The organism is Azospirillum sp. (genome assembly GCF_035627195.1).
GTDB lineage: Bacteria > Pseudomonadota > Alphaproteobacteria > Azospirillales > Azospirillaceae > Azospirillum.
In genome coordinates this window covers 1-18,339 of record NZ_DASPMG010000442.1, presented here as the reverse complement: position 1 = coordinate 18,339, position 18,339 = coordinate 1, and the positions used below count along the sequence as shown (strand labels likewise).

Here is an 18,339-nt window from a genome sequence, read left to right as displayed (position 1 = left end):
TCGCTCATGCTTCGGTCCCGGCGCGCCGTGCCAGCAGCAGATGGTTCGTGTTGACGCGGAAGCGGCGCAGCCGGTGCCCGGACAGGAAGCGGCGCGAGGCGACCACCGTGGCCGGCAGCCCGGCGGCGGCCAGCCGATCCGGCGCGTCGTTGCCGTAGATGCGGTAATGGTAGGGGTGGCCATAGGCCGCCAGCCGCTTGGCCGGCGTGTCGTTGGCCGGATCCTCCTGCGTCGGTCGACGGGGATCGAAGGGGAACATCAGCACGGCCCAGCCGGACGGCTTCAGCACGCGCGCCAACTCGGCCATCGCCATGCGGTCGTCGGCGACGTGCTCCAGCACGTGGCTGGACAGCACCACGTCGAAGCGGCCGGCGGGAAAGGGCAGGGCGGTCAGGTCCGCCTGGACGTCGGCGAAGGGGGAGTAGCGGTCGACGGTGACGTAGCCGCGCCGGTGCCGGGCGCGGAACGCCGCCTCGAAGCAGGGCTCGGGCGCCGTGTGCAGGACGCGCAGCGTGCGGCGGAAGAAGCGCGTGCGCTCCGCCAGGAACAGCCACAGGAAGCGGTGCCGCTCCAGCGAGCCGCAGTCCGGACACTGCGCGTTGCGCCGGCCCGACACGCCGAAGGGCAGGAAGCGCCGGGCGCGGCGCCCGCACACCGGGCATTCCAGCATGCCCTTGGCGGGGACCAGCCCCTTGCGGGCGCGGTAATGGGCGGGGCGGCGGTAGACCGACGCCTCGTCGAGGCCGCCGCGGCGGATGTCGGGGAGCAGGCGGGAGAGACCGTGCAGCATGCGCTCAGAACAGCTCCCGCTCAGAACAGTTCGACGTCGCCGTCGATGGCGGTGGTGCGCAGCCGCTCCATGAACGACGCCTCGCTGCGCGCGATGTCGTGCACGTGCTCGTCGCCGATCAGACGGCGCTGCGTGCGGCCCGACGTGGGATAGAAGCGGATGGCCCGCGCGGCCGAGCCGCCGACGTCCCAGCTCATGGTCGGGATGCCCTCGGCCGCCAGGTATTCCATGACGAATTCGACGTTGTGCTGGCCGGCGTCGCTCATCAGTGCACGCATCTTGGCGCCGCCGAACACCTTGGCCCGCAGCCGGTCGCGCCGGTGGGTGATGGCGAGCATGCGGTTGATCAGCTGCTCCATGGCGGCACTGCCGTAGCGCGACGAGCCGGACAGGATGTCGCTGCCCGAGTCGGGCAGCAGGAAGTGGTTCATGCCGCCGATGCGCGCGACGGGATCGAAGACGCACGCCGCGACGCAGGAGCCCAGCGTGGTGGTGATGATGACGTCGTCGGCGTCGCTGACCACGCAGCCGCCGACGACGATGTTGATGACCTCCGCGCCGCCCAGGCGCTGGTCGCGGTAGCGGTTGGCGAAGTCGCCCGCGTCGTCCGGAACGGCGGCGCGGAGCCGGCTCGTCTGGCCGGTCATCCTGTGACCGATGGTCTTGTTCGGGGGCGGCCTGGTTCCGTGGAGCGGCATGGGCGGGCGGTCGTCCCTCGGCTGTGCCGCGCGTGGCGCGCGGCGGCTTCGCCAGTCTAGGCGGATAACCGCGGCGCGCCAATGGGGTTGCTTCGGCAGGGATGCCCGGCGGGGATGTTCAGCGGTGGGCGTACAGCCCCTGCGCCTCGTCGATCAGGCGGCGGGCGGAGGCGAGGTTTTCGTTGAGGCGGCGCAGGTTGCCCTCGTTCGGTGCGCCCGGCGCGTCGCAGAGGTCGAGCAGGCCCTCGGCCTCGTCAAGGAGCATCCAGCAGCGCACGAAGCGTTTCCCGTCCAGCATCCCTTCTCTCCATTTTCCCGCATCCGGCGGTAAACGGGCGGCGGCTCGGCACCACCGATGGAGGTAGCATGCGGCCTGAATCCGGTCCGCACATGCGCTAATAACGCATGAGTCACGCCCGCGTCATGCGGCCGTAACATATGTTCAATAACCACCCGCCCACAGGGCCAGCAGGTCGGATTGCAGCGCGCGGGCGCGCGTCAGCCAGGCGCGGGCGTCGGCCGGCATCTCGGCGACGCGGCGGTCCATGGCGGCGTCCATCGCCCGGCGGCGGGCGTCGTCGCCGGCGAAGAAGACGAAGCCCAGCCGGCGGCCCAACGCGGTGCGCAGCGTGCCGGCCAAGCCCTTGGCGTAGGCGAGCGTGCCGGACTTCGCCCTGACGCCCGGCAGCGGCCCGCTCTCCTCGTCGCCGGGCAGGAGGTCGAACAGGGCGGGGCCGCCTAGCCGCAGGATCGCCGCCGTCTGCCGCGGCGTCATGCGCGACGCCGTGGTGAGGCCGGAACCGTTGGCGAGCGCGAAGCCCGTCCAATCCACGTCCGGCCGCTGCGTGCGGACCCAGGCGGCCACGGCGGCACCCGCACCCGCCAGCGTGTCCACCCGCGGGTCGACCCGGCGGGCGGCGGCCAGCGCGACCAGTTCGGCGGACAGGTTGTTCGAGTACCTCAGCACGCCCGCCGCCACCGCGGCCAGCGGCGCGCTGTCGTGCGCGGCGAGGAGGAGGGCGCCGGCCGGCACGGGCCGGGCGACCGGGGCGGGCAGCGCGATGCCGCGCTCGGCCGCCACGGCGCGGAACACGGTGGCGGCGGCCAGCGCCGGCCGCGTGACCGGCAGCCACGTGCGCTCGGCCACGCCGGGCAATGCCGCGAAGCGCCAGCGCTCGCCCTCCTTGCCCTCCAGCGGCGTGAAGGGGGCGGTGCCGTCTGGGGCGACCTCGATGGCGACGCTGGCGAGGCGATGGCGGCCGCGGTCGGAGACCGACCATGCCTCCGCCTGCACCGGCCCGCCCGCCGCGGGGCGCCGCCACGCCAGCTGGAAGCGGTTGAAGTTGAGCGACAGGGCGGAAACGCCGGTGTTGTAGCCGGCCGTCCACGGCTGCCCGGCGTCGATCTCCGGCAGTTCGGGGAGCGCCGTGGAGTCATAGGCGAAGCGCCCGGCAACGCGCTGGATGCCCTGCGCCGCGAGAGCGTCGGCGAGCGCGATCAGTTCGCCGGTCGCCAGCGTCGGATCGCCGCCGCCCTTCAGGAACAGGTCGCCGTGCAGCACGCCGTCGCGCACCGCGCCGGTGGCGTGCAGGCCGGTGGTGAAGCGGTGTTCCGGCCCCAGCAGCGCCAGGGCCGCCAGCATGGCCGGCACCTTGGCGACGGAGGCCGGCACGAACGGCCGGTCGGCCTGCCGCGCCGCCAGAGCCCGCCCGTCCTCCAGGTCGAACAGCAGGTAGCCGACGTCGTCGGCGGTGAAGCCGTGCCGGGCCAGCGCGTCGGCGTCGTCCGGCACCAGGGGGGCGGCGCAGGCCGACACCGCCAGCAGCAGGACCGCAATCAGCGCCGCAGCGCCACACCGCAGGGAGGAGGAGAGGGCTCGCATGGACGCGAGTTTAGCGCAGGCGTGGCGCAGCGCGCCGCACCAATCCGTGGGCCACCGCTGTGACGGAAATAGGAATACGAATTTTTCACCGTTTCCTTATAGTTTGTTGCAAAGACGTTCCGGGCTCAGGGGACCTCCAGCCGGACAGCGAAGGCAGGCGGCATGATCTCACGGCGGCGCGAAGCGAAGTTCGAGGTGGTGGTCGAGCAGGGCGGCCGGCCGAACATCGACGGCGTCTTTCCCGACGAACGGCTCGCCATGGAGCGGGCCAAGTACCTGCTCAGCCTTGCGAAATACTCCGTCGTGCGCGTCGTCAAGGTGAACGACGCCGGCAAGGAGGAGACCGTCTTCGAAAAGGCCTACATGGGCGGGGGCAAGGTCACCACCATCTCGCACATCGAGACGGCGGCCTACTGCGCGGACGTCCTGCAGGTCTATTCCTTCGACAGCCGGATGACGCTGCTGCGCCTGTTCCGCGCCTATTTCGACGACCAGGCGGTGATCCCGGCCGAGCAGCTGCACCGGTACTTCCCCCTGCGCTATTTCGAGCGCGAGGCGACGCTGTTCAACCCGGGGCTCAGCCGGCTGGCCACGCTGCAGGCGCCGATGGCGGGCGTGAAGGTGTTCGACCGCCAGGACCAGCTCGTGAAGCTGTTCAACGAGGTGAAGGCCCTGGCGCAGCACGCCGAGGATCTGGCCCCGTTCGACGAGGCGCTGTCGCGCCGGGGCGTGACGGCGCTGCTCGAGCAGGCGGCGGCCGAGCGGCCGCCGGAACAGCGCGACCGCATCGTCACCCACGCCTTCTCGACGGCGCTGGAACCCTTCCGCGATTGGCCGCAGAAGCTGAAGGCCATCCTGCGCTTCCACGTGGAGGGGGAGCCGGAGGCCGAGCGCGTCGTCGACGAGCTGCTGTGCGAGACGGTGGACGGGCGCGAGCCGATCAAGACGCTGATCGGCTACGCGCCCGACCTGTCATCGGCGCTGCTCAGCCTGCTTGCCGCCGTGCGCGGCGAGCTGGACGACCGCCTGCCGCACACCGACGGGCTGCTGGACCTGTCGAACGCGGTGGCGGGCGGCACCCTGACGCGGGTGAAGACGGCGCTGCTGAACCGGGTGCAGGGCGGGCTGGAGGGCAGCCACCCGCTGACCCGGTCGGGGCTGGCGGCGGACGCCAAGGCGCTGCAGGCGATCGTCGACCGGCTGGCCGCCTTCGACGGCTACATGGGCGGCCCGGCGATGGCGTCGGCGCTGACCAAGCGGGCCAAGATGGCCATGGGCACCGACGGGCACGACCTGCCGTTCGAGGAGACGGTGACGTTCCTCGCCGGCCGCCTGGGCGGGCCGGCCGCGCGCATCGGCTACCTGCTCGACCTCGCGTCCAGCGAGTTCGGGCGGCGGCGGATGAGCTATCTCGTGCAGCGGGTGGCCGACATCTTCGGCCGCGTCAAGTCGGCGCGGGAGCTGGCGCCGGCGGGGGCCAGCCTGGACGAGATGCGCGACGGGTTCGGCAAGCGGCTGCGCGCGGCCGGCATCCCGCGGCTGCTGGCCGATCAGCTGATCGCCAAGATCGCCGCCATTCCGGACGACGAGCGGGCCTTCCTGCCGCTGGTCGTCACCGGCGATACGGTCGACCTGTCGAAGCCCAGGAAGACGGGGGCCAAGCTGGTGCTCAGCCTTGGCGGGCGGCGGCTGGTGATGCCGGACGAGGGGGCGCAACTGGTCATCGGCCGCTCGCACGATTGCCAGATGCGGCTCGACGTCGCCTCCGCCTCGCGCCGGCATGCGGTCATCGACGTGCGGGGGGAGGACTTCGTTCTCTCCGACCACAGCCGCAACGGGACCCGCGTGCTGCCGGCGGGCGGCGAGGGGCAGACGCTGACCAACGGCGAGTCCCTGCCGCTCAAGGGCCGGGGAGAGATCGTCATCGGTTCCCCCCAGGCCGGCGAGACGCCGGCCCGGATCGCCTTCGAGGTGCGGGGGTAGGGGTCAGAAATACTTGGCCAGATTGGCGCGGATGCGCTCCAGCACCGGCGCCGGCTGGGCCGGCAGGTCGAAGGGCTGGCCGGTGATGGTCTCGTACGCGGTGATGTAGACGCGCGCCGTTTCCAGGACCATCTCCGCCGGGATCTCCGGGACGGCGTCCTTGTAGGGGTCGCAGCGCTCGCTCACCCAGGTGCGCACGAAGTCCTTGTCGAAGCTCTCCGGCCGCTTGCCGGCGGCGACGCGCTCGTCATAGGTGCTGCGGAACCAGTAGCGGCTGCTGTCCGGCGTGTGGATCTCGTCGGCCAGGAAGACCTTGCCGGACTCGTCCACGCCGAACTCGTACTTGGTGTCGACCAGGATCAGGCCGCGCCGTTCCGCCAGCTCGCGCCCGCGGGCGAAGAGCTTCAGCGCCACGTCGCACACCTCCTCCCACTGCGCCTTGGGCAGGATCCCGCGCTCGACGATCTCCTGCGGCGACAGGGGCGCGTCGTGGTCGCCGATGTCGGCCTTGGTGGTGGGGGTGATGATGGTCTGCGGCAGCTTGGCGTTGTCGTGCAGCCCGTCGGGCAGGCGCACGCCGTACATCTCGCGCTGGCCGGCCTTGTACATGGACAGCACCGACGTCGACGTGGTGCCGGCGAGGTAGTCGCGCACCACCACTTCGACCGGGAGGATCGTCAGACGCTTGCACACCACGACGTTGGGGTCGGGGTATTCGATGACGTGGTTGGCGACGATGTCCTTCGTCTGCTCGAACCAGTAGCGTGCGGTCTGCGTCAGCACCTGCCCCTTGAAGGGGATGGCGGTGAGGATGCGGTCGAACGCGCTCAGCCGGTCCGAGGCCACGAGGATGCGGCGCCCGCCGGGCAGGTCGTAGTTGTCCCGCACCTTGCCGCGGTAGTGGTTCGGCAGCTCGGGGATGTCGGCGTCCCACAGCACGTTCTTGAGGTGCGGGGCGAGCGCGTTCACGTCGATCATGGGAAGGACCTGCCGGAAGGGAAGCCGTCGGTTGAAGGCTGGCAAACCTAGCCCCCGATGACGCGTTCAGGCAAGCGCTTCGCTCAGAAGACCTTCATCTGCCGGCCGCCGTCCTTCCGGTAGACGTGGACGTGGTAGCCGGCCATGGGGTTGCGCTGGAGGTAGTCGATCAGGTCGTGCTCCGTCCGGTCGGTGGCGTTGCGGATCAGCACCTGCCACACCGGCTCCATCGTGCCGCGCTTCGTTTCGTTGTGGGGCAGCATGATGAAGCCGGCCCATTCCGGGGAGAAGTCGGCGAGGTAGCTTTCGCTGTAATGGCGCATCATCGCCGCGTCGTCGACGTTCACCTTCTCCATGTTCTCAAAGCAGACCCTGATGTCCATGATCTCCTCCGCATGGGGTTCTCCGTTGGAAGGATATGGATCGCCGGGAAGGGCGCTTCCATGCCGCCAAAGGGCATGGGACGCAAGGCCGGTACGGGGTGCCGCCGTCTGGAAGATCGCAGGCGATCATTTGGCGGCGGCACCCGTGCCCAGGTCTGTGGAAGTCATGCCATGAAGAGGGAGCCGCTTGCCAGTTTTCGGGTGCGCGCGTTGTGTTCGCTTTCAAGGAAGCTGCGGAACATCGGCGAACACACAAGTCTTTCGATCTCGTGCCTTTCAAAGATAGGCAAGAAAGGCCCAGAGACCAATTCGTTGACAATTGCTTCTGCAGTTGCCGCAAGTTCGCTTGAAAGCGCTTCTATGGGCGAAGTTGCCGCCGCGATATCCAGAACGGACATGCGAATCTCCCGCCATGTAGGGAATGGTGCACCCCGTTGTTCGGGTGTTAACCAATAAGCTACGGAATTTCCAAGAAGACGCAAGAGACATATCTTGCGTGTGCGTGCTGTTTGTCGCGCTTGTTGTTCCGCGGCCACATTATCCCAGTGGATTACGTCTTTGACGACTGGTCATAATCTGTTCGGGGTTGGGGAGTATGACCGCCCGGGCGGCGGCGCTGCGCACGCGGCGTGCAGTTCCATGCATTCATGATGATCTGGACTGCAGCCACCGCCACTGTCTACTATCAAAAGTCGATCTTATGCCCGTGCATGCGCCGATATGTATCGGGCACCCGCATTTGAGAACCGAGGTTTTCGCCCATGGCCCGTCTGTTCGCGTCTGTTGCCGTCAATCTTTCCGGAGAAGGCAATCTCACTGGGGTTGTGTTCGATAATTTCACTGTGACGGCAAGCACGCCCACCGTGCTCAGCTATCATTATACCTATGGCGCGCACGATGTCATGGACGTCGCGATCGGCGGATCGCTGAGTTATTCGGCCAGCAATATTTGGGGTTCCGTCAATTCGTTTGTCGCCACAGCCCCCGGCGGCGGTGCAATGGTGTCGATCGACTTTCTCGACCTGAGCTTTTCCAGCGTCTACGAGATGTCCTACAAGCTGATCAACTCGTACATGTTCCGCAACGCGGACGTCATGGTCGGGTCGGCCTATGCGGACACGCTGGTCGGACGCGGCGGCGGCGACGTGATGCAGGGCATGGGTGGGGCCGACACATTGCGCGGCGGCGACGATGGCGACCAGATGTACGGCAACCTGGGGGCCGACCAGATGTCCGGCGATGCCGGGGGCGACTGGATGTTCGGGGGCCAGGACAGCGATTGGCTCGAGGGTGGCTCCGGCGACGACCTCATGCAGGGGAACATGGCCAACGACACGCTGGTCGGCGGCGACGGCGCCGACGCGCTGTTCGGCGGCCAGGGCGACGACGTGCTGAACGGCGGCCTCGGCAACGACACGCTGAACGGCAACCTGGGCAACGACACCCTGATCGGTGATACCGGCGCCGACCGTTTCGTCTTCCGCGCCGGGCAGGGCAACGACACCGTGTACGACTTCGCGGGCGCCTCGGGCGACCGGATCGAACTGGCGGCGGGGACCGCCTATACCGTCGCCACGGCGACCGAGGGCGCGGCGATCGTGCTGGCCACGGGCGAGACGCTGACCTTGAAGGGTGTGACGGCGGCGCAGGTCGTCGAGGGGTGGGTGGTCTTCGCTTAGGGGCCGCCGCGGTTCGGGGTGAGGCGCTCCAGGGCGCCGGCCAGCTGGCGGGGGGTGACCGGCTTGTGGATGACCTCGAAGCGATGCTCGGTCGCGTCCTGGTGGACCTCGCCGCCGGTCTCTCCGGTCAGGACGATGCCGGGGATGTCGGTGCCGAAGGTCTCGCGAACCCGCAGGATCGCCTCGGTGCCGGAGCGGCCTTCGCGCAGCCGGTAGTCCGCCACGACGACGTCCGGCCGCCGGCCGGCCATGCGCAGGCCGGCCAGCGCCTGATCGGCCGAGCCGGCGGCCAGCACCGCGTAGCCCCAGGACTCGAACGTCGCCTTCAGCGCGAGGAGCACGATGGCGTCGTCGTCCACCAGGACGGCGAAGCGGCCGTTCCCGGCGGCCTCCCCGGCCGGGACGGCGGCCAGCTGCGGGGCGTCCCGCCCCAGCGGCACCTCGATCGCGAACACCGATCCGCGGCCGGGCGCGGAGCGGACGTCGACCGGATGGTCGAGCAGCACGGACAGCCGCTGCACGATGGCGAGGCCCAGCCCGAGGCCGCGGTTGCGGTCGCGCTCGGGGTTGCCGACCTGGTGGAACTCCTCCCAGATCCGTTCCAGGTGGTCGGGCGGGATGCCGATGCCGGTGTCGTGCACCTCGATGCGCAGGCGCCCCGCGTGCTCGCGGCATTTGATGGTGATGCGGCCCGCGTCGGTGTAGCGCAGCGCGTTTTCCACGAGGTTGCGCAGCATGCGGCCGAGCAGAGTGGGATCGCTGCGCACCGCCGCCGGGCATGGCGTCATGTGCAGCTCCAGGCCCTTGGCCGCGGCGACCGGGGCGGAGGCGCTGGCGATCTGTTCGATCAGGTCGCCGACGGCGAAGGTTTCGACGGCCGGCTGCACGATGCCGGCGTCCAGGCGCGAGATGTCGAGCAGGCTGTCCAGCAGGTCGCGCAGGGCGTCCAGCCCGCGGCCCAGGTGCTTCAGCGCGTCCTGCCCCTTGGGCGCCACGTGCGGCTTCAGGATTTCCAGGAACAGCAGCAGCGACTGCATCGGCTGGCGCAGGTCGTGGCTGGCGGCGGCCAGGAAGCGGGACTTCGCGAGGTTGGCCCGCTCGGCGGCTTCCTTGGCCTGCTCCAGGGCCTCCTCGGCCCGCTTTCGCAGGGTGATGTCGATCACCGAGCCGACGAAGCCGAGGAACGCGCCGCCGTCGGCGAAACGGGGGGCGGCGGCGTCGATGGCCCAATGCCACTCCCCGTCGTGCCGGCGCAGGCGGTACTCCATCCGGAACGGCGCGCGCGTGGCGGTCGCCTCGTGGAACCGCCGCTCCGCCGCCGCCTGGTCGTCCGGGTGGACCGCGTCCAGCCAGCCGTGGCCCAGCGCCGTTTCCGGCGTCTGGCCGGTGAAGGCGTACCAGCTGCGGCTGAGGTAGGTGCAGCGCCCGTCCGGATCGGTCACCCACACCATCACCGGCGCGTTGTCGGCCATGTGGCGGAAGCGCGCCTCGCTCTCGCGCAGGGCCGCTTCGGCGCGCGCGCGCTCGTTCTCCGCCCAGGTGCGTTCGGCGACGTCGGCGGCCAGGGCGATTTCGGCCGCCGTCCAGTTGCGGGGTTCGGAATGGTGCAGGAACAGCGTCGCCGCCAGCCGCCCCTGCTTGACCAGCGGCACGGCCAGCACCGCGCGGATGGACAGCGCGGCGAAGGCCGCGGCGGCGGACGGCTCGCGCGTGCGCGCGTCGGTGCGCACGTCGGGCACCACGAGGGGGGCACCGCTGCGCAGGGCCGCCGCGATGGACGGCCCGAAATCGGCCAGGCGGTGGCGGCCGACGACGCTGGGGATGCGCCCGTCGCTCCAGTCCCGCCCGACGGTGAGCCATTCGCCGCTGTCGTCGATGTCGGTGTAGCCGACCTGCGCCACGTTCAGGCGCCGGCCCAGCATTTCCGCCGCCGCGGCGGTGATGGCGAGCGGGTCGCGCAGCTCGCGCTGCCGGTCGCCCAGCGCCAGCAGGAAGTTCTGGCGCCATTCGGCGAGCACCGTTCCGGTGGTTTCCGTGCAGGCGCAGAACATTCCGGCGACGGTGCCGCTCTCGTCCCGGACGGGGGAATAGGAGAAGGTGAACCAGGTCTGCTCCTCGTACCCGTTGCGCAGCATGGTGAGGGGGAGGTCCTGGTGGAACGTCGCCTCGCCGGCCAGCGCCCGGTCGACGAGGGGGCGGATATCCTCCCAGATGTCGCTCCAGATGTCGCTGAACCGGCGGCCCAGCGCCCGGGGGTGCTTCTCGCCGAGGATGAGCGCGTAGCTGTCGTTGTAGAGGAAGCCCAGCTCCGGCCCCCAGGCGACGAACATCGGGAACTTGGACGCAAGCAGCAGGCCCACGACGCTGCGCAGCGACTGCGGCCAGCCCTCGGGGGGCCCGAGCGGCGAGGTGGACCAGTCGTGCGCGCGCATGAGCGCGCCGACCCCGCCGCCGTCCGCGGGGAAGTGAAGCAGGGCCTGTCCGCTCGCCGGGTTACTCACGCACGCCGTCTCCTCCCGCCGACCGTGATCAAGCCGGCCCTCGAAGACAACTCGGCTCTTCGGCAGATGTTGCGGTGCCCGACGGCAGGACGGGCATGCATCGGTCCGGCGGGAAACGGTTTCCCTTCGCGGGCGGCTGCGTTATATATCGATTGTACATATCGCTCCAATCGAAGGATCGGCCATGCCCGTCCGCGCCCAGGTTTCCTTCGCCGGCCCCAACGCCTCGCCCGTGGGCGCCGAGCGCATCCGCCTCCTGGAGGCGGTGGCGCGGGAGGGCAGCATCTCGGGTGCCGCGCGGGCGGTGGGCATCACCTACAAGGCGGCCTGGGACGCGGTGGACGCCATGAACAACCTGTTCGGCCGCCCGCTGGTCGGCGCCCAGGCCGGCGGCCGGCGGGGCGGCGGCGCCACGCTGACGCCGGAAGGCATGCGGCTGGTCGAGACCTTTCACCGGCTGGAGGGCGAGCTGGCGCGGGCCTTCGGCGCGCTGGAGCCGGACCTTGCCGGCACCGGCATCTCGGCGGCCAACCTGATGTGGGGGTTCTTCATGCGCACCAGCGCACGCAACGCACTGCGCGGCACCATCACCGGCATCACCGACGGCGCGGTGAACGCCGAGGTGGCCCTGGCCGTGTCCGACAGCACGACCCTGACCGCCATCGTCACCCGCGACGCGGTGCGCGACCTGGGCCTGTTCCCCGGGCGCGAGGCGACGGCCCTGATCAAGGCGCCCTTCGTCATCCTGGCCCTCGCCGACGACGCGCGCCGCACCTCCGTCCGCAACCGCATCGAGGGCACCATCGCGCGGCGCGAGGACGGCGCCGTCAACACCGAGGTCTCGCTGGATATCGGCGGCGGCAAGACGCTGGTCGCCATCATCACCCGCCACAGCGCCGATGAGCTGGCCATCTCGGCCGGCCAGCCGGCCTGCGCGCTGATCGACGCCGGGCACATCATCCTGGCGGTCGACTGACGGCCGGCCCCGGAAGACCCGACGATGATCTGGCAACCCATCCTGCTGACGCTTCAGCTGGCCGCGCTGACCACGGTGATCCTGCTGCTGCTGGGCACGCCGCTGGCGTGGTGGCTGGCGCGTTCGCAGGCGTGGTGGAAGGAGGCGGTGGCGACCGTGGTGGCGCTGCCGCTGGTGCTGCCGCCCACCGTGCTGGGCTTCTACCTGCTGATGCTGCTGGGTCCCGACGGGCCGGGCGGCTGGCTGGCCTCGCTGTGGGGGGCGCGGTCGCTGGCCTTCACGTTCGAGGGGCTGCTCATCGGCTCCGTCCTCTTCTCCATGCCCTTCGTGGTGCAGCCGATCCGCAACGCCTTCGAGGCGTTCGGCGACCGTCCGCTGGAGGCGGCGGCGACGCTGCGCGCCTCGCCGCTCGACAGCTTTCTCACCGTGGCGCTGCCGCTGGCACGGAGCGGCTTCCTGACCGGCGCGGTGCTGGGCTTCGCCCACACGGTGGGCGAGTTCGGCGTGGTGCTGATGATCGGCGGCAACATTCCCGGCAAGACCCGCGTGCTGTCGGTGGCCATCTTCGACTATGTCGAGACCCTGCAATGGACCGAGGCGCATCTGCTGTCCGCCGGCATGCTGGTGTTCTCCTTCATCGTGATCCTGACCATGATGACGCTGGAAAAGCGCGTCGGGCGGGTGAAGCGGTGACGGCGCGGATGGAGGCCCGCTTCCGGGGGCGGCTGGGCGCCTTCGCCATAGACGTGGCGTTCGAGGCGCCGGGGCGCGGCGTCACCGCGCTGTTCGGGCCGTCGGGCTGCGGCAAGACGACGGTGCTGCGCTGCGTCGCAGGGCTCCAGCGGCTCGACGGGCGCTTCGCGCTGGACGGCGACGTTTGGCAGGACGGCGGCCGCTTCCGGCCGGTCCACAAGCGGCCCATCGGCTACGTCTTCCAGGAAGCGAACCTGTTCGCGCACATGTCCGTGCGCGCCAACCTGCTGTACGGCCATCGCCGCACGGTGGGGCGCGGCGTGCCGGAGACCATCCGCGAGGGCGAGGTGGTCGAGCTGCTGGGCATCGGCCGCCTGCTCGACCGCTCGCCGCAGAACCTGTCGGGGGGCGAGCGCCAGCGCGTCGCCATCGGGCGCGCCCTGCTGGCGCAGCCGCGCCTGCTGCTGATGGACGAGCCGCTGGCCGCACTGGACCGCTTCAGCAAGGACGAGATCCTGCCGTACCTGGAGCGGCTGCACGACGTGCTGTCCGTGCCCGTGCTCTACGTCAGCCACGACATCGCGGAGGTGGAGCGGCTGGCCGACCATCTGGTGCTGCTGCGGGACGGGCGGGTGGTGGCGTCCGGCCCGGTGCAGGAGTTGCAGGCCGACCCGGCGTTGCCCATCGCCCGCATGCCGGAGGCCGGCGTGACCCTGCCGGCCGTGGTGCAGGGGCACGAGCCGGCCTATGGCCTGACCACGCTGGACCTTGCCGGCGGGCGGCTGCAGGTGCCGGGCGACCTCGGCCCCGTCGGGGCGGGACGCCGCGTGCGCATCGCCGCAACCGACGTCAGCCTGGCGCGCCAGCCGTCGGCCGGCAGCACGATCCTCAACGTCATGCCGGCGCGCGTGGTCGCCGCCGAGCCGCAGGACGCGGTGCAGGTCATGGCGGTGGTGGCGCTGGGCGAGGACGGGCAGGGGGCCCGCATGCTGGCGCGCGTCACCCGCAAGTCGTGGGAGATGCTGGGTCTGGCGCCGGGCCAGCCGGTGTTCGCGCAGGTGAAGGGCGTGGCGCTGGTGTCGAAGGGGGTGGCGGGTGACTGACGCGCATGGGCATGCCGGCGCCGGGCGCGGGCGGATGGCCGCCTTCGGCGGGGGCGCCGTCATCGGCGCGCTGGGCGGGCTGATCGGCCTGGGCGGGGCGGAGTTCCGCCTGCCGCTGCTGATCGGCGCCTTCCGCTTCGCGGCCCTGGAGGCGGTGATCCTGAACAAGGCCATGAGCCTCGTCGTCGTCGCCTTCGCCCTGCCGTTCCGCATGGGGGCGGTCCCGCTGGACGCGGTGGCGGCGCACTGGGGCGTGGTCGTCAACCTGCTGGCCGGCAGTCTGGCCGGCGCGTGGCTGGGCGCCGGCTGGGCGACCCGGCTGCGGACCGAATCGCTCTACCGGGTCATCGCCGTCCTGCTGGTGCTGATCGCCGGTGCCCTGCTGTTCGGGCATGGGGAGGGCGGCGGGGAGCCGGTGGCGGCCGGCTGGCTTCAGATGGCGGCCGGCGTGGCGGCGGGGTTCGGCATCGGGGTCGTCGCGTCGCTGATGGGGGTGGCGGGTGGCGAGTTGCTGATCCCGACGCTGGTCCTGCTGTTCGGCGCCGACGTGAAGCTGGCGGGCAGCCTGTCGCTGGCCGTGAGCCTGCCCACGATGGTCGCCGGCTTCGCCCGCTACAGCCGCGACCGCAGCTTCACCGTGCTGGGCCGCAACCGGGCCTTCGTGGTGGTGATGGCGGCAGGGTCGGTGATCGGCGCGTTCGTCGGCGGGCAACTGCTGGGCGTGGTGCCGGGTGCCGTGCTGCTGCCGCTGCTGGCGGCGCTCCTGCTGGCCTCAGCCGTGAAGGTCTGGCGGCACGGGTGAGGCTACGCCGCCTTCGGCGGCACCGGTAAAGTCATGCCGCCTTCGGCGGCCGGCCTGACGGGCGGCGCGGGCGGTAGTGCGCCTCGAACAGCAGGGGGTCGCGCTCGATGGCCCGGCAGGCGATCTGCACCGCGCTGGGGATCCGGGCGGTTCCGTTCTTGTAGGTGTGGAAGGTGCTCAGCGCGACGTCCAGGATGTCGGCGGCCTCCTGGTTGGAAAGGCCGAGATGATCTTGCCACGCGGTGAGGTCGGTGGAACTGAACGGGCGTTGCTGTTCGGCCAGCAATTCGAGGTGCACGCTGTCGATGGCGAGATCCTCGTTCCCTGCCCATTGGACGGCGCTGCCGTACTCGGCAATCTCCGGCCGGCGGAACACCGACTCGTCCCGCAACTCGGCGATGTCGTGGAAGCCGATCCACCCGGAAAGGTCAACCTCGTCCGTTCCGCCGTGGTCCCAGGTTACGGCCAGCACCTTGCCGGCGACGGCCTCGACGGCGGCGATCCGGCGGATCGGGCGGGGATCGGCGCCATGGACCATCTCAGTGTGCACGAGCCCCTCCATCACATCGGGTAGCGCGGGTTGATGCTGTTCCATTCTGCCACCAGGAGGGCGCGATTCTCGGCGGCCCATCCGGCAACCTGCTCCCAAACGGCCCTGCTCATCGAGCCGCGCAAAATCACCAGCGGGTCGATGCCGACCTGCACCTCGAAATCCGGGCCAATGACATGGAAGTGCGGCGGGTTGTGATCGCGGTTGCGGATGACCACCGCCACCTTCCCGAACACAACGAGCTTTCCCATCGTTCCCCCTGCCTGGCAAGGGAAATATAATCCGGAATCTGGACGGCTGCAACGGCACAGGTCCAGAAAGCGAAGGGTGGCTGGGGCGCCAGGATTCGAACCTGGGAATGGCGGTACCAAAAACCGCTGCCTTACCGCTTGGCGACGCCCCAATCCCGGAAAGGAGCGGCACCATAATCGCAAACGCGCGGCTGTGCAACGGGGTATGCCCGCGCGCCGTCACGCGGCGGCAAATGCAACCGGATGCAACGGGATGCAACGGATTTCGCCACGTGTTGCATTCGGCCATATCCCGCATTTTCCGTTGGACGCCACACGCGCAGGGAAAGGCCATGGTCACCCCGATCATGGCTTTCCCTAGGAATATTGTCAATCCGGGGCTACCGCCCCTCGCGCCGCCATGCCAGGAGGAGGGCGCCGAGCGCCAGGGCCAGGACGCCGGCGATGGGGAGCAGCGGCACGTCGGAGACGCCGGTCACCACGAAGTCGCCGTTGGCGCGCAGGCCGATCCAGCCGGAGCCGGACTGGTCGCGGTCGGGGCGCGTGCGGCGCACGTCGGGGCCGGCGCGGGTGGGGCCGGGGTAGTCGGCGATCCACTGCACGGCACCGTGCGTGGCGTCGGCCACCGGCTTCAGCCGGTCGCCGGTGGAGCGGACGTCGGCCAGCTCCGGCGGGTTGACCGCACCCACCACGGCCAGCGCCGTGCGCTCGCCGTCGGAGACGCGGTAGATGCCGGGCTCCGCCGCGATCACCGTCGCGGTGGCGCGGCCCGACTTGTCGTCCTTCATCTCCAGAGTGCGCGTCTCGTCCGAGGGCGTGGTCAGGGTGACGTTGCGCGGGTCGGGCTCCAGCGAGCGGCGCTCAACCGTGATGCGGTTGCCGTCCACGCGGGCGCGCAGGTCGTTCTCCTCCAGCTCCGGCTCCTTCATGAGCCAGTGGGCGAGGCGGCGCAGCAGCTCGGCCTGCGGGCCGCCGCCTTCGTAGCCGCGGCTCCACAGCCAGATCTGGTCGGACGCCAGCTGCGCCACGCGGCCCTCGCCGACGCGGTTGAGGACCAGCAGCGGCCGGCCCTGGGCGCCCTCCATCACCACGGAGCCGCCGTTGGGCTGCACCTCCACCTGATGGAACCAGCGGCCCCATTCGGGATCGGCGTCGATGCGGTCGCCGGGCAGGCCGGTGGTGACCGGGTGGCGCCGGCCAAGGTCGGTGACCTTCGGCTTGAACGGCTGGTCGAGCACCTGTCCCGTCGGTTCGGCCGGCAGGACGGAGCCCAGGGGCGTGCGGAACAGCGACAGCGGCGTGGCGAAGCCCTGGCCGCTGGTCTCCAGCAACGCACCGCCCTTCTCCACGTAATGCGCGATGTTCTCCAGGTACATCTGTGGCAGCACGCCACGGCGGCGGTAGCGGTCGAAGATGATCAGGTCGAACTCGTCGAGCTTCACCTCGAACAGTTCGCGGATGGGGAAGGCGATCAGCGACAGCTCGCGGATGGGCGTGCCGTCCTGCTTCTCGGGCGGGCGCAGGATGGTGAAGTGGACGAGGTCCACCGACGGGTCGGCCTTCAGCAGGTTGCGCCACGTGCGCTCCCCCGCGTGCGGCTCGCCCGACACCAGAAGGACGCGCAGCCGGTCGCGCACGCCGTTCACCACCACCGCCGCGCGGTTGTTGGCGAGCGTGAGTTCCTGCTTCGCCGCCTCCACCTCCAGCTCCAGCACGTTCTGGCCGCCGTGGGCGACGGGCAGGTCCAGGTGGAAGTCGCGGCCCACCGGCACCTGGACGGTGCGCGGCGCGCCGCCGTCCTGGCGCAGGGTCACCATGGCGTTGGGCGACTGGCGGCCGGGCATGTCGTCGATGCGGATGGTCAGCTCGACCGGCTTGCCGACGATGCCGTAGGCCGGCGCCTGCACGATGGCGATGCGGCGGTCGCCCTCGTCGCGGTTGCCGGTCAGCAGCGTGTGGATCGGCCCGATCTCGGCCAGCTTCGCCACGTTCTCCGGCACGTCGTGCACCTGGCCGTCGGTGATCAGCACCGCACCCGCCATGCGGCGGCGCGGCACGTCGGCCATGGCGCGGGTCAGCGCGTCGAACAGGTGCGTCTCGTTGATACCGCCGGCAGTGCCATCCCCGGCGCGCACCACGCGCACGTCCAGGTCGTCGAAGCGCTTCAGCTTGTCGGTGAGGTCGTTGAGGGCGCGCTCGGCCCGTGGGCGGCGGTCGCCGATGTTCTGGCTGGGGGAGTCGTCCACCACGACGATGGCGACGTCCTTGATCGGCTCGCGCTTCTCGTTGACCAGCGAGGGGTTGAGCAGCGCCACCGCCAGCACGGCCAGCGCCAGCAGGCGCCACAGCACGCCGCGCGCGCGCCGGAACAGGCCCAGCAGCACGACCGCCAGCGCCACGGCGAACAGCGGCGCCAGGATGCCCCAGGGGAGCAGCGGGGACAGCGCGATCGACATGCCGTCCATCATTGGCCCTCCATCATTGGCCGAGCCTCTCAAGGATGGCGGGCACGTGCACCTGATCGGCCTTGTAGTTGCCGGTCAGCGCGTACATCACGACGTTGACGCCGACGCGGAAGGCCATCTCGCGCTGGCGTTCGCCGCCGGGCACCACAGCGAACTGCGCCTGCCCCGTGCGCGGGTCGACGGCCCAGGCCGCGGCCCAGTCGTTGGCGCCGACGATGATCGAGGACACGCCGTCGTTGGCCTTGCCCTCGCGCGCCTCCACCCACACCTCGCCGCCCGCATAGCGGCCGGGGAAGTCCTGGAGCAGGTAGAAGGACTTGGTCAGCACGTGGTCGGGCGGCACCGGGGCCAGCGCCGGCACGTCCAGCCCGGCCACCAGCTTCTGCAGGGCCATGCTGCCGGGGCCGGCGCCGGGCATCAGGGAGGCCGCCTGATCGCGCGTGTCGAACAGGATGGTGCCGCCGTTGCGCAGGTACTCGTTCACCCGACCGCGCGCCCGATCGGACAGCGGCGGCTGCGTGGCGGTGACCGGCCAGTAGAGCAGGGGGAAGAAGGCCAGTTCGTCCACCTCGATGTCCACGGCCTGGGTGCCGGCGGTCTCCACG

18 protein-coding genes and 1 tRNA gene are annotated in these 18,339 nt (G+C 70.6%); 6 read left to right on the top strand and 13 right to left on the bottom strand.

Annotation, left to right across the window (positions count from 1 at the left end):
• Positions 1 to 4: 4 nt before the first annotated feature.
• From VED21_RS38025 to dacB, 4 genes are all read right to left on the bottom strand, one after another.
• Positions 5 to 790 (bottom strand): class I SAM-dependent methyltransferase, encoded by a 786-nt coding sequence (locus tag VED21_RS38025; protein ID WP_324891586.1) that lies wholly within the window; start codon positions 788 to 790, stop codon positions 5 to 7.
• Between the two features lie 20 nt (positions 791 to 810).
• Positions 811 to 1,437: a chemotaxis protein gene (locus VED21_RS38020; protein WP_324891584.1), complete on the bottom strand. Its 627-nt coding sequence runs from the start codon at positions 1,435 to 1,437 to the stop codon at positions 811 to 813.
• 169 nt (positions 1,438 to 1,606) lie between these two features.
• Positions 1,607 to 1,786 (bottom strand): hypothetical protein, encoded by a 180-nt coding sequence (locus tag VED21_RS38015; RefSeq protein WP_324891582.1) that lies wholly within the window; start codon positions 1,784 to 1,786, stop codon positions 1,607 to 1,609.
• Between the two features lie 144 nt (positions 1,787 to 1,930).
• On the bottom strand, positions 1,931 to 3,370 hold the full coding sequence (gene dacB / locus VED21_RS38010; RefSeq protein ID WP_324891580.1) for a D-alanyl-D-alanine carboxypeptidase/D-alanyl-D-alanine endopeptidase: 1,440 nt from the start codon (positions 3,368 to 3,370) through the stop codon (positions 1,931 to 1,933).
• Positions 3,371 to 3,532: 162 nt separating this feature from the next.
• Here dacB and VED21_RS38005 point away from each other — a divergent pair, with 162 nt between their 5' ends.
• Positions 3,533 to 5,353, top strand: coding sequence for an FHA domain-containing protein (locus VED21_RS38005; RefSeq protein ID WP_324891578.1), 1,821 nt, complete (start codon positions 3,533 to 3,535; stop codon positions 5,351 to 5,353).
• 3 nt (positions 5,354 to 5,356) lie between these two features.
• Here the strand turns inward: VED21_RS38005 and VED21_RS38000 are convergent, their stop codons facing one another.
• The 3 genes from VED21_RS38000 to VED21_RS37990 form a co-directional block, all read right to left on the bottom strand.
• Positions 5,357 to 6,331, bottom strand: a complete 975-nt coding sequence (locus VED21_RS38000) for a phosphoribosylaminoimidazolesuccinocarboxamide synthase (RefSeq protein WP_324891576.1) — start codon at positions 6,329 to 6,331, stop codon at positions 5,357 to 5,359.
• An 83-nt stretch (positions 6,332 to 6,414) separates the two neighbouring features.
• A complete protein-coding gene (locus VED21_RS37995; RefSeq protein WP_324891572.1) occupies positions 6,415 to 6,714 on the bottom strand; it encodes a hypothetical protein in 300 nt (99 codons plus the stop codon).
• 164 nt (positions 6,715 to 6,878) lie between these two features.
• Positions 6,879 to 7,112, bottom strand: a complete 234-nt coding sequence (locus VED21_RS37990) for a hypothetical protein (protein WP_324891570.1) — start codon at positions 7,110 to 7,112, stop codon at positions 6,879 to 6,881.
• Between the two features lie 363 nt (positions 7,113 to 7,475).
• Here VED21_RS37990 and VED21_RS37985 point away from each other — a divergent pair, with 363 nt between their 5' ends.
• The gene (locus VED21_RS37985) at positions 7,476 to 8,393 is read left to right on the top strand and encodes a calcium-binding protein (RefSeq protein ID WP_324891568.1); all 918 of its coding nucleotides are present in this window, start codon (positions 7,476 to 7,478) and stop codon (positions 8,391 to 8,393) included.
• Here the strand turns inward: VED21_RS37985 and VED21_RS37980 are convergent.
• Positions 8,390 to 10,894 (bottom strand): PAS domain S-box protein, encoded by a 2,505-nt coding sequence (locus tag VED21_RS37980; RefSeq protein WP_324891566.1) that lies wholly within the window; start codon positions 10,892 to 10,894, stop codon positions 8,390 to 8,392. The two genes, VED21_RS37985 and VED21_RS37980, sit on opposite strands and share 4 nt — an antisense overlap.
• Positions 10,895 to 11,078: 184 nt before the next feature.
• Here VED21_RS37980 and VED21_RS37975 point away from each other — a divergent pair, with 184 nt between their 5' ends.
• Genes VED21_RS37975 through VED21_RS37960 form a run of 4 tightly spaced genes read left to right on the top strand, consistent with a single transcriptional unit; the run spans position 11,079 to position 14,468 of the window.
• Positions 11,079 to 11,870, top strand: a complete 792-nt coding sequence (locus tag VED21_RS37975) for a TOBE domain-containing protein (RefSeq protein WP_324891564.1) — start codon at positions 11,079 to 11,081, stop codon at positions 11,868 to 11,870.
• 24 nt (positions 11,871 to 11,894) lie between these two features.
• The gene (gene modB, locus VED21_RS37970; protein WP_324891562.1) at positions 11,895 to 12,563 is read left to right on the top strand and encodes a molybdate ABC transporter permease subunit; all 669 of its coding nucleotides are present in this window, start codon (positions 11,895 to 11,897) and stop codon (positions 12,561 to 12,563) included.
• Positions 12,564 to 12,571: 8 nt separating this feature from the next.
• Entirely contained in the window at positions 12,572 to 13,666 is a 1,095-nt protein-coding gene (modC, locus tag VED21_RS37965) for a molybdenum ABC transporter ATP-binding protein (RefSeq protein WP_324891560.1), read from the top strand.
• On the top strand, positions 13,659 to 14,468 hold the full coding sequence (locus VED21_RS37960) for a sulfite exporter TauE/SafE family protein (RefSeq protein ID WP_324891558.1): 810 nt from the start codon (positions 13,659 to 13,661) through the stop codon (positions 14,466 to 14,468). The genes modC and VED21_RS37960 overlap by 8 nt, the downstream gene beginning before the upstream one ends.
• Before the next feature lie 31 nt (positions 14,469 to 14,499).
• Here the strand turns inward: VED21_RS37960 and VED21_RS37955 are convergent, their stop codons facing one another.
• The 5 genes from VED21_RS37955 to VED21_RS37935 form a co-directional block, all read right to left on the bottom strand.
• Complete coding sequence (locus tag VED21_RS37955; protein ID WP_324891556.1) at positions 14,500 to 15,018, bottom strand: hypothetical protein; 519 nt, start codon at positions 15,016 to 15,018, stop codon at positions 14,500 to 14,502.
• Positions 15,019 to 15,029: 11 nt separating this feature from the next.
• Complete coding sequence (locus VED21_RS37950) at positions 15,030 to 15,269, bottom strand: DUF4160 domain-containing protein (RefSeq protein WP_324891554.1); 240 nt, start codon at positions 15,267 to 15,269, stop codon at positions 15,030 to 15,032.
• A gap of 77 nt (positions 15,270 to 15,346) precedes the next feature.
• Positions 15,347 to 15,421 (bottom strand) — tRNA-Gln (locus VED21_RS37945).
• Between the two features lie 228 nt (positions 15,422 to 15,649).
• Positions 15,650 to 17,734: a hypothetical protein gene (locus tag VED21_RS37940; RefSeq protein WP_324891587.1), complete on the bottom strand. Its 2,085-nt coding sequence runs from the start codon at positions 17,732 to 17,734 to the stop codon at positions 15,650 to 15,652.
• A 13-nt stretch (positions 17,735 to 17,747) separates the two neighbouring features.
• Positions 17,748 to 18,339, bottom strand: a 592-nt coding sequence (locus VED21_RS37935; RefSeq protein ID WP_324891552.1) for a DUF4159 domain-containing protein, incomplete at its 5' end; no start/stop codon positions are given.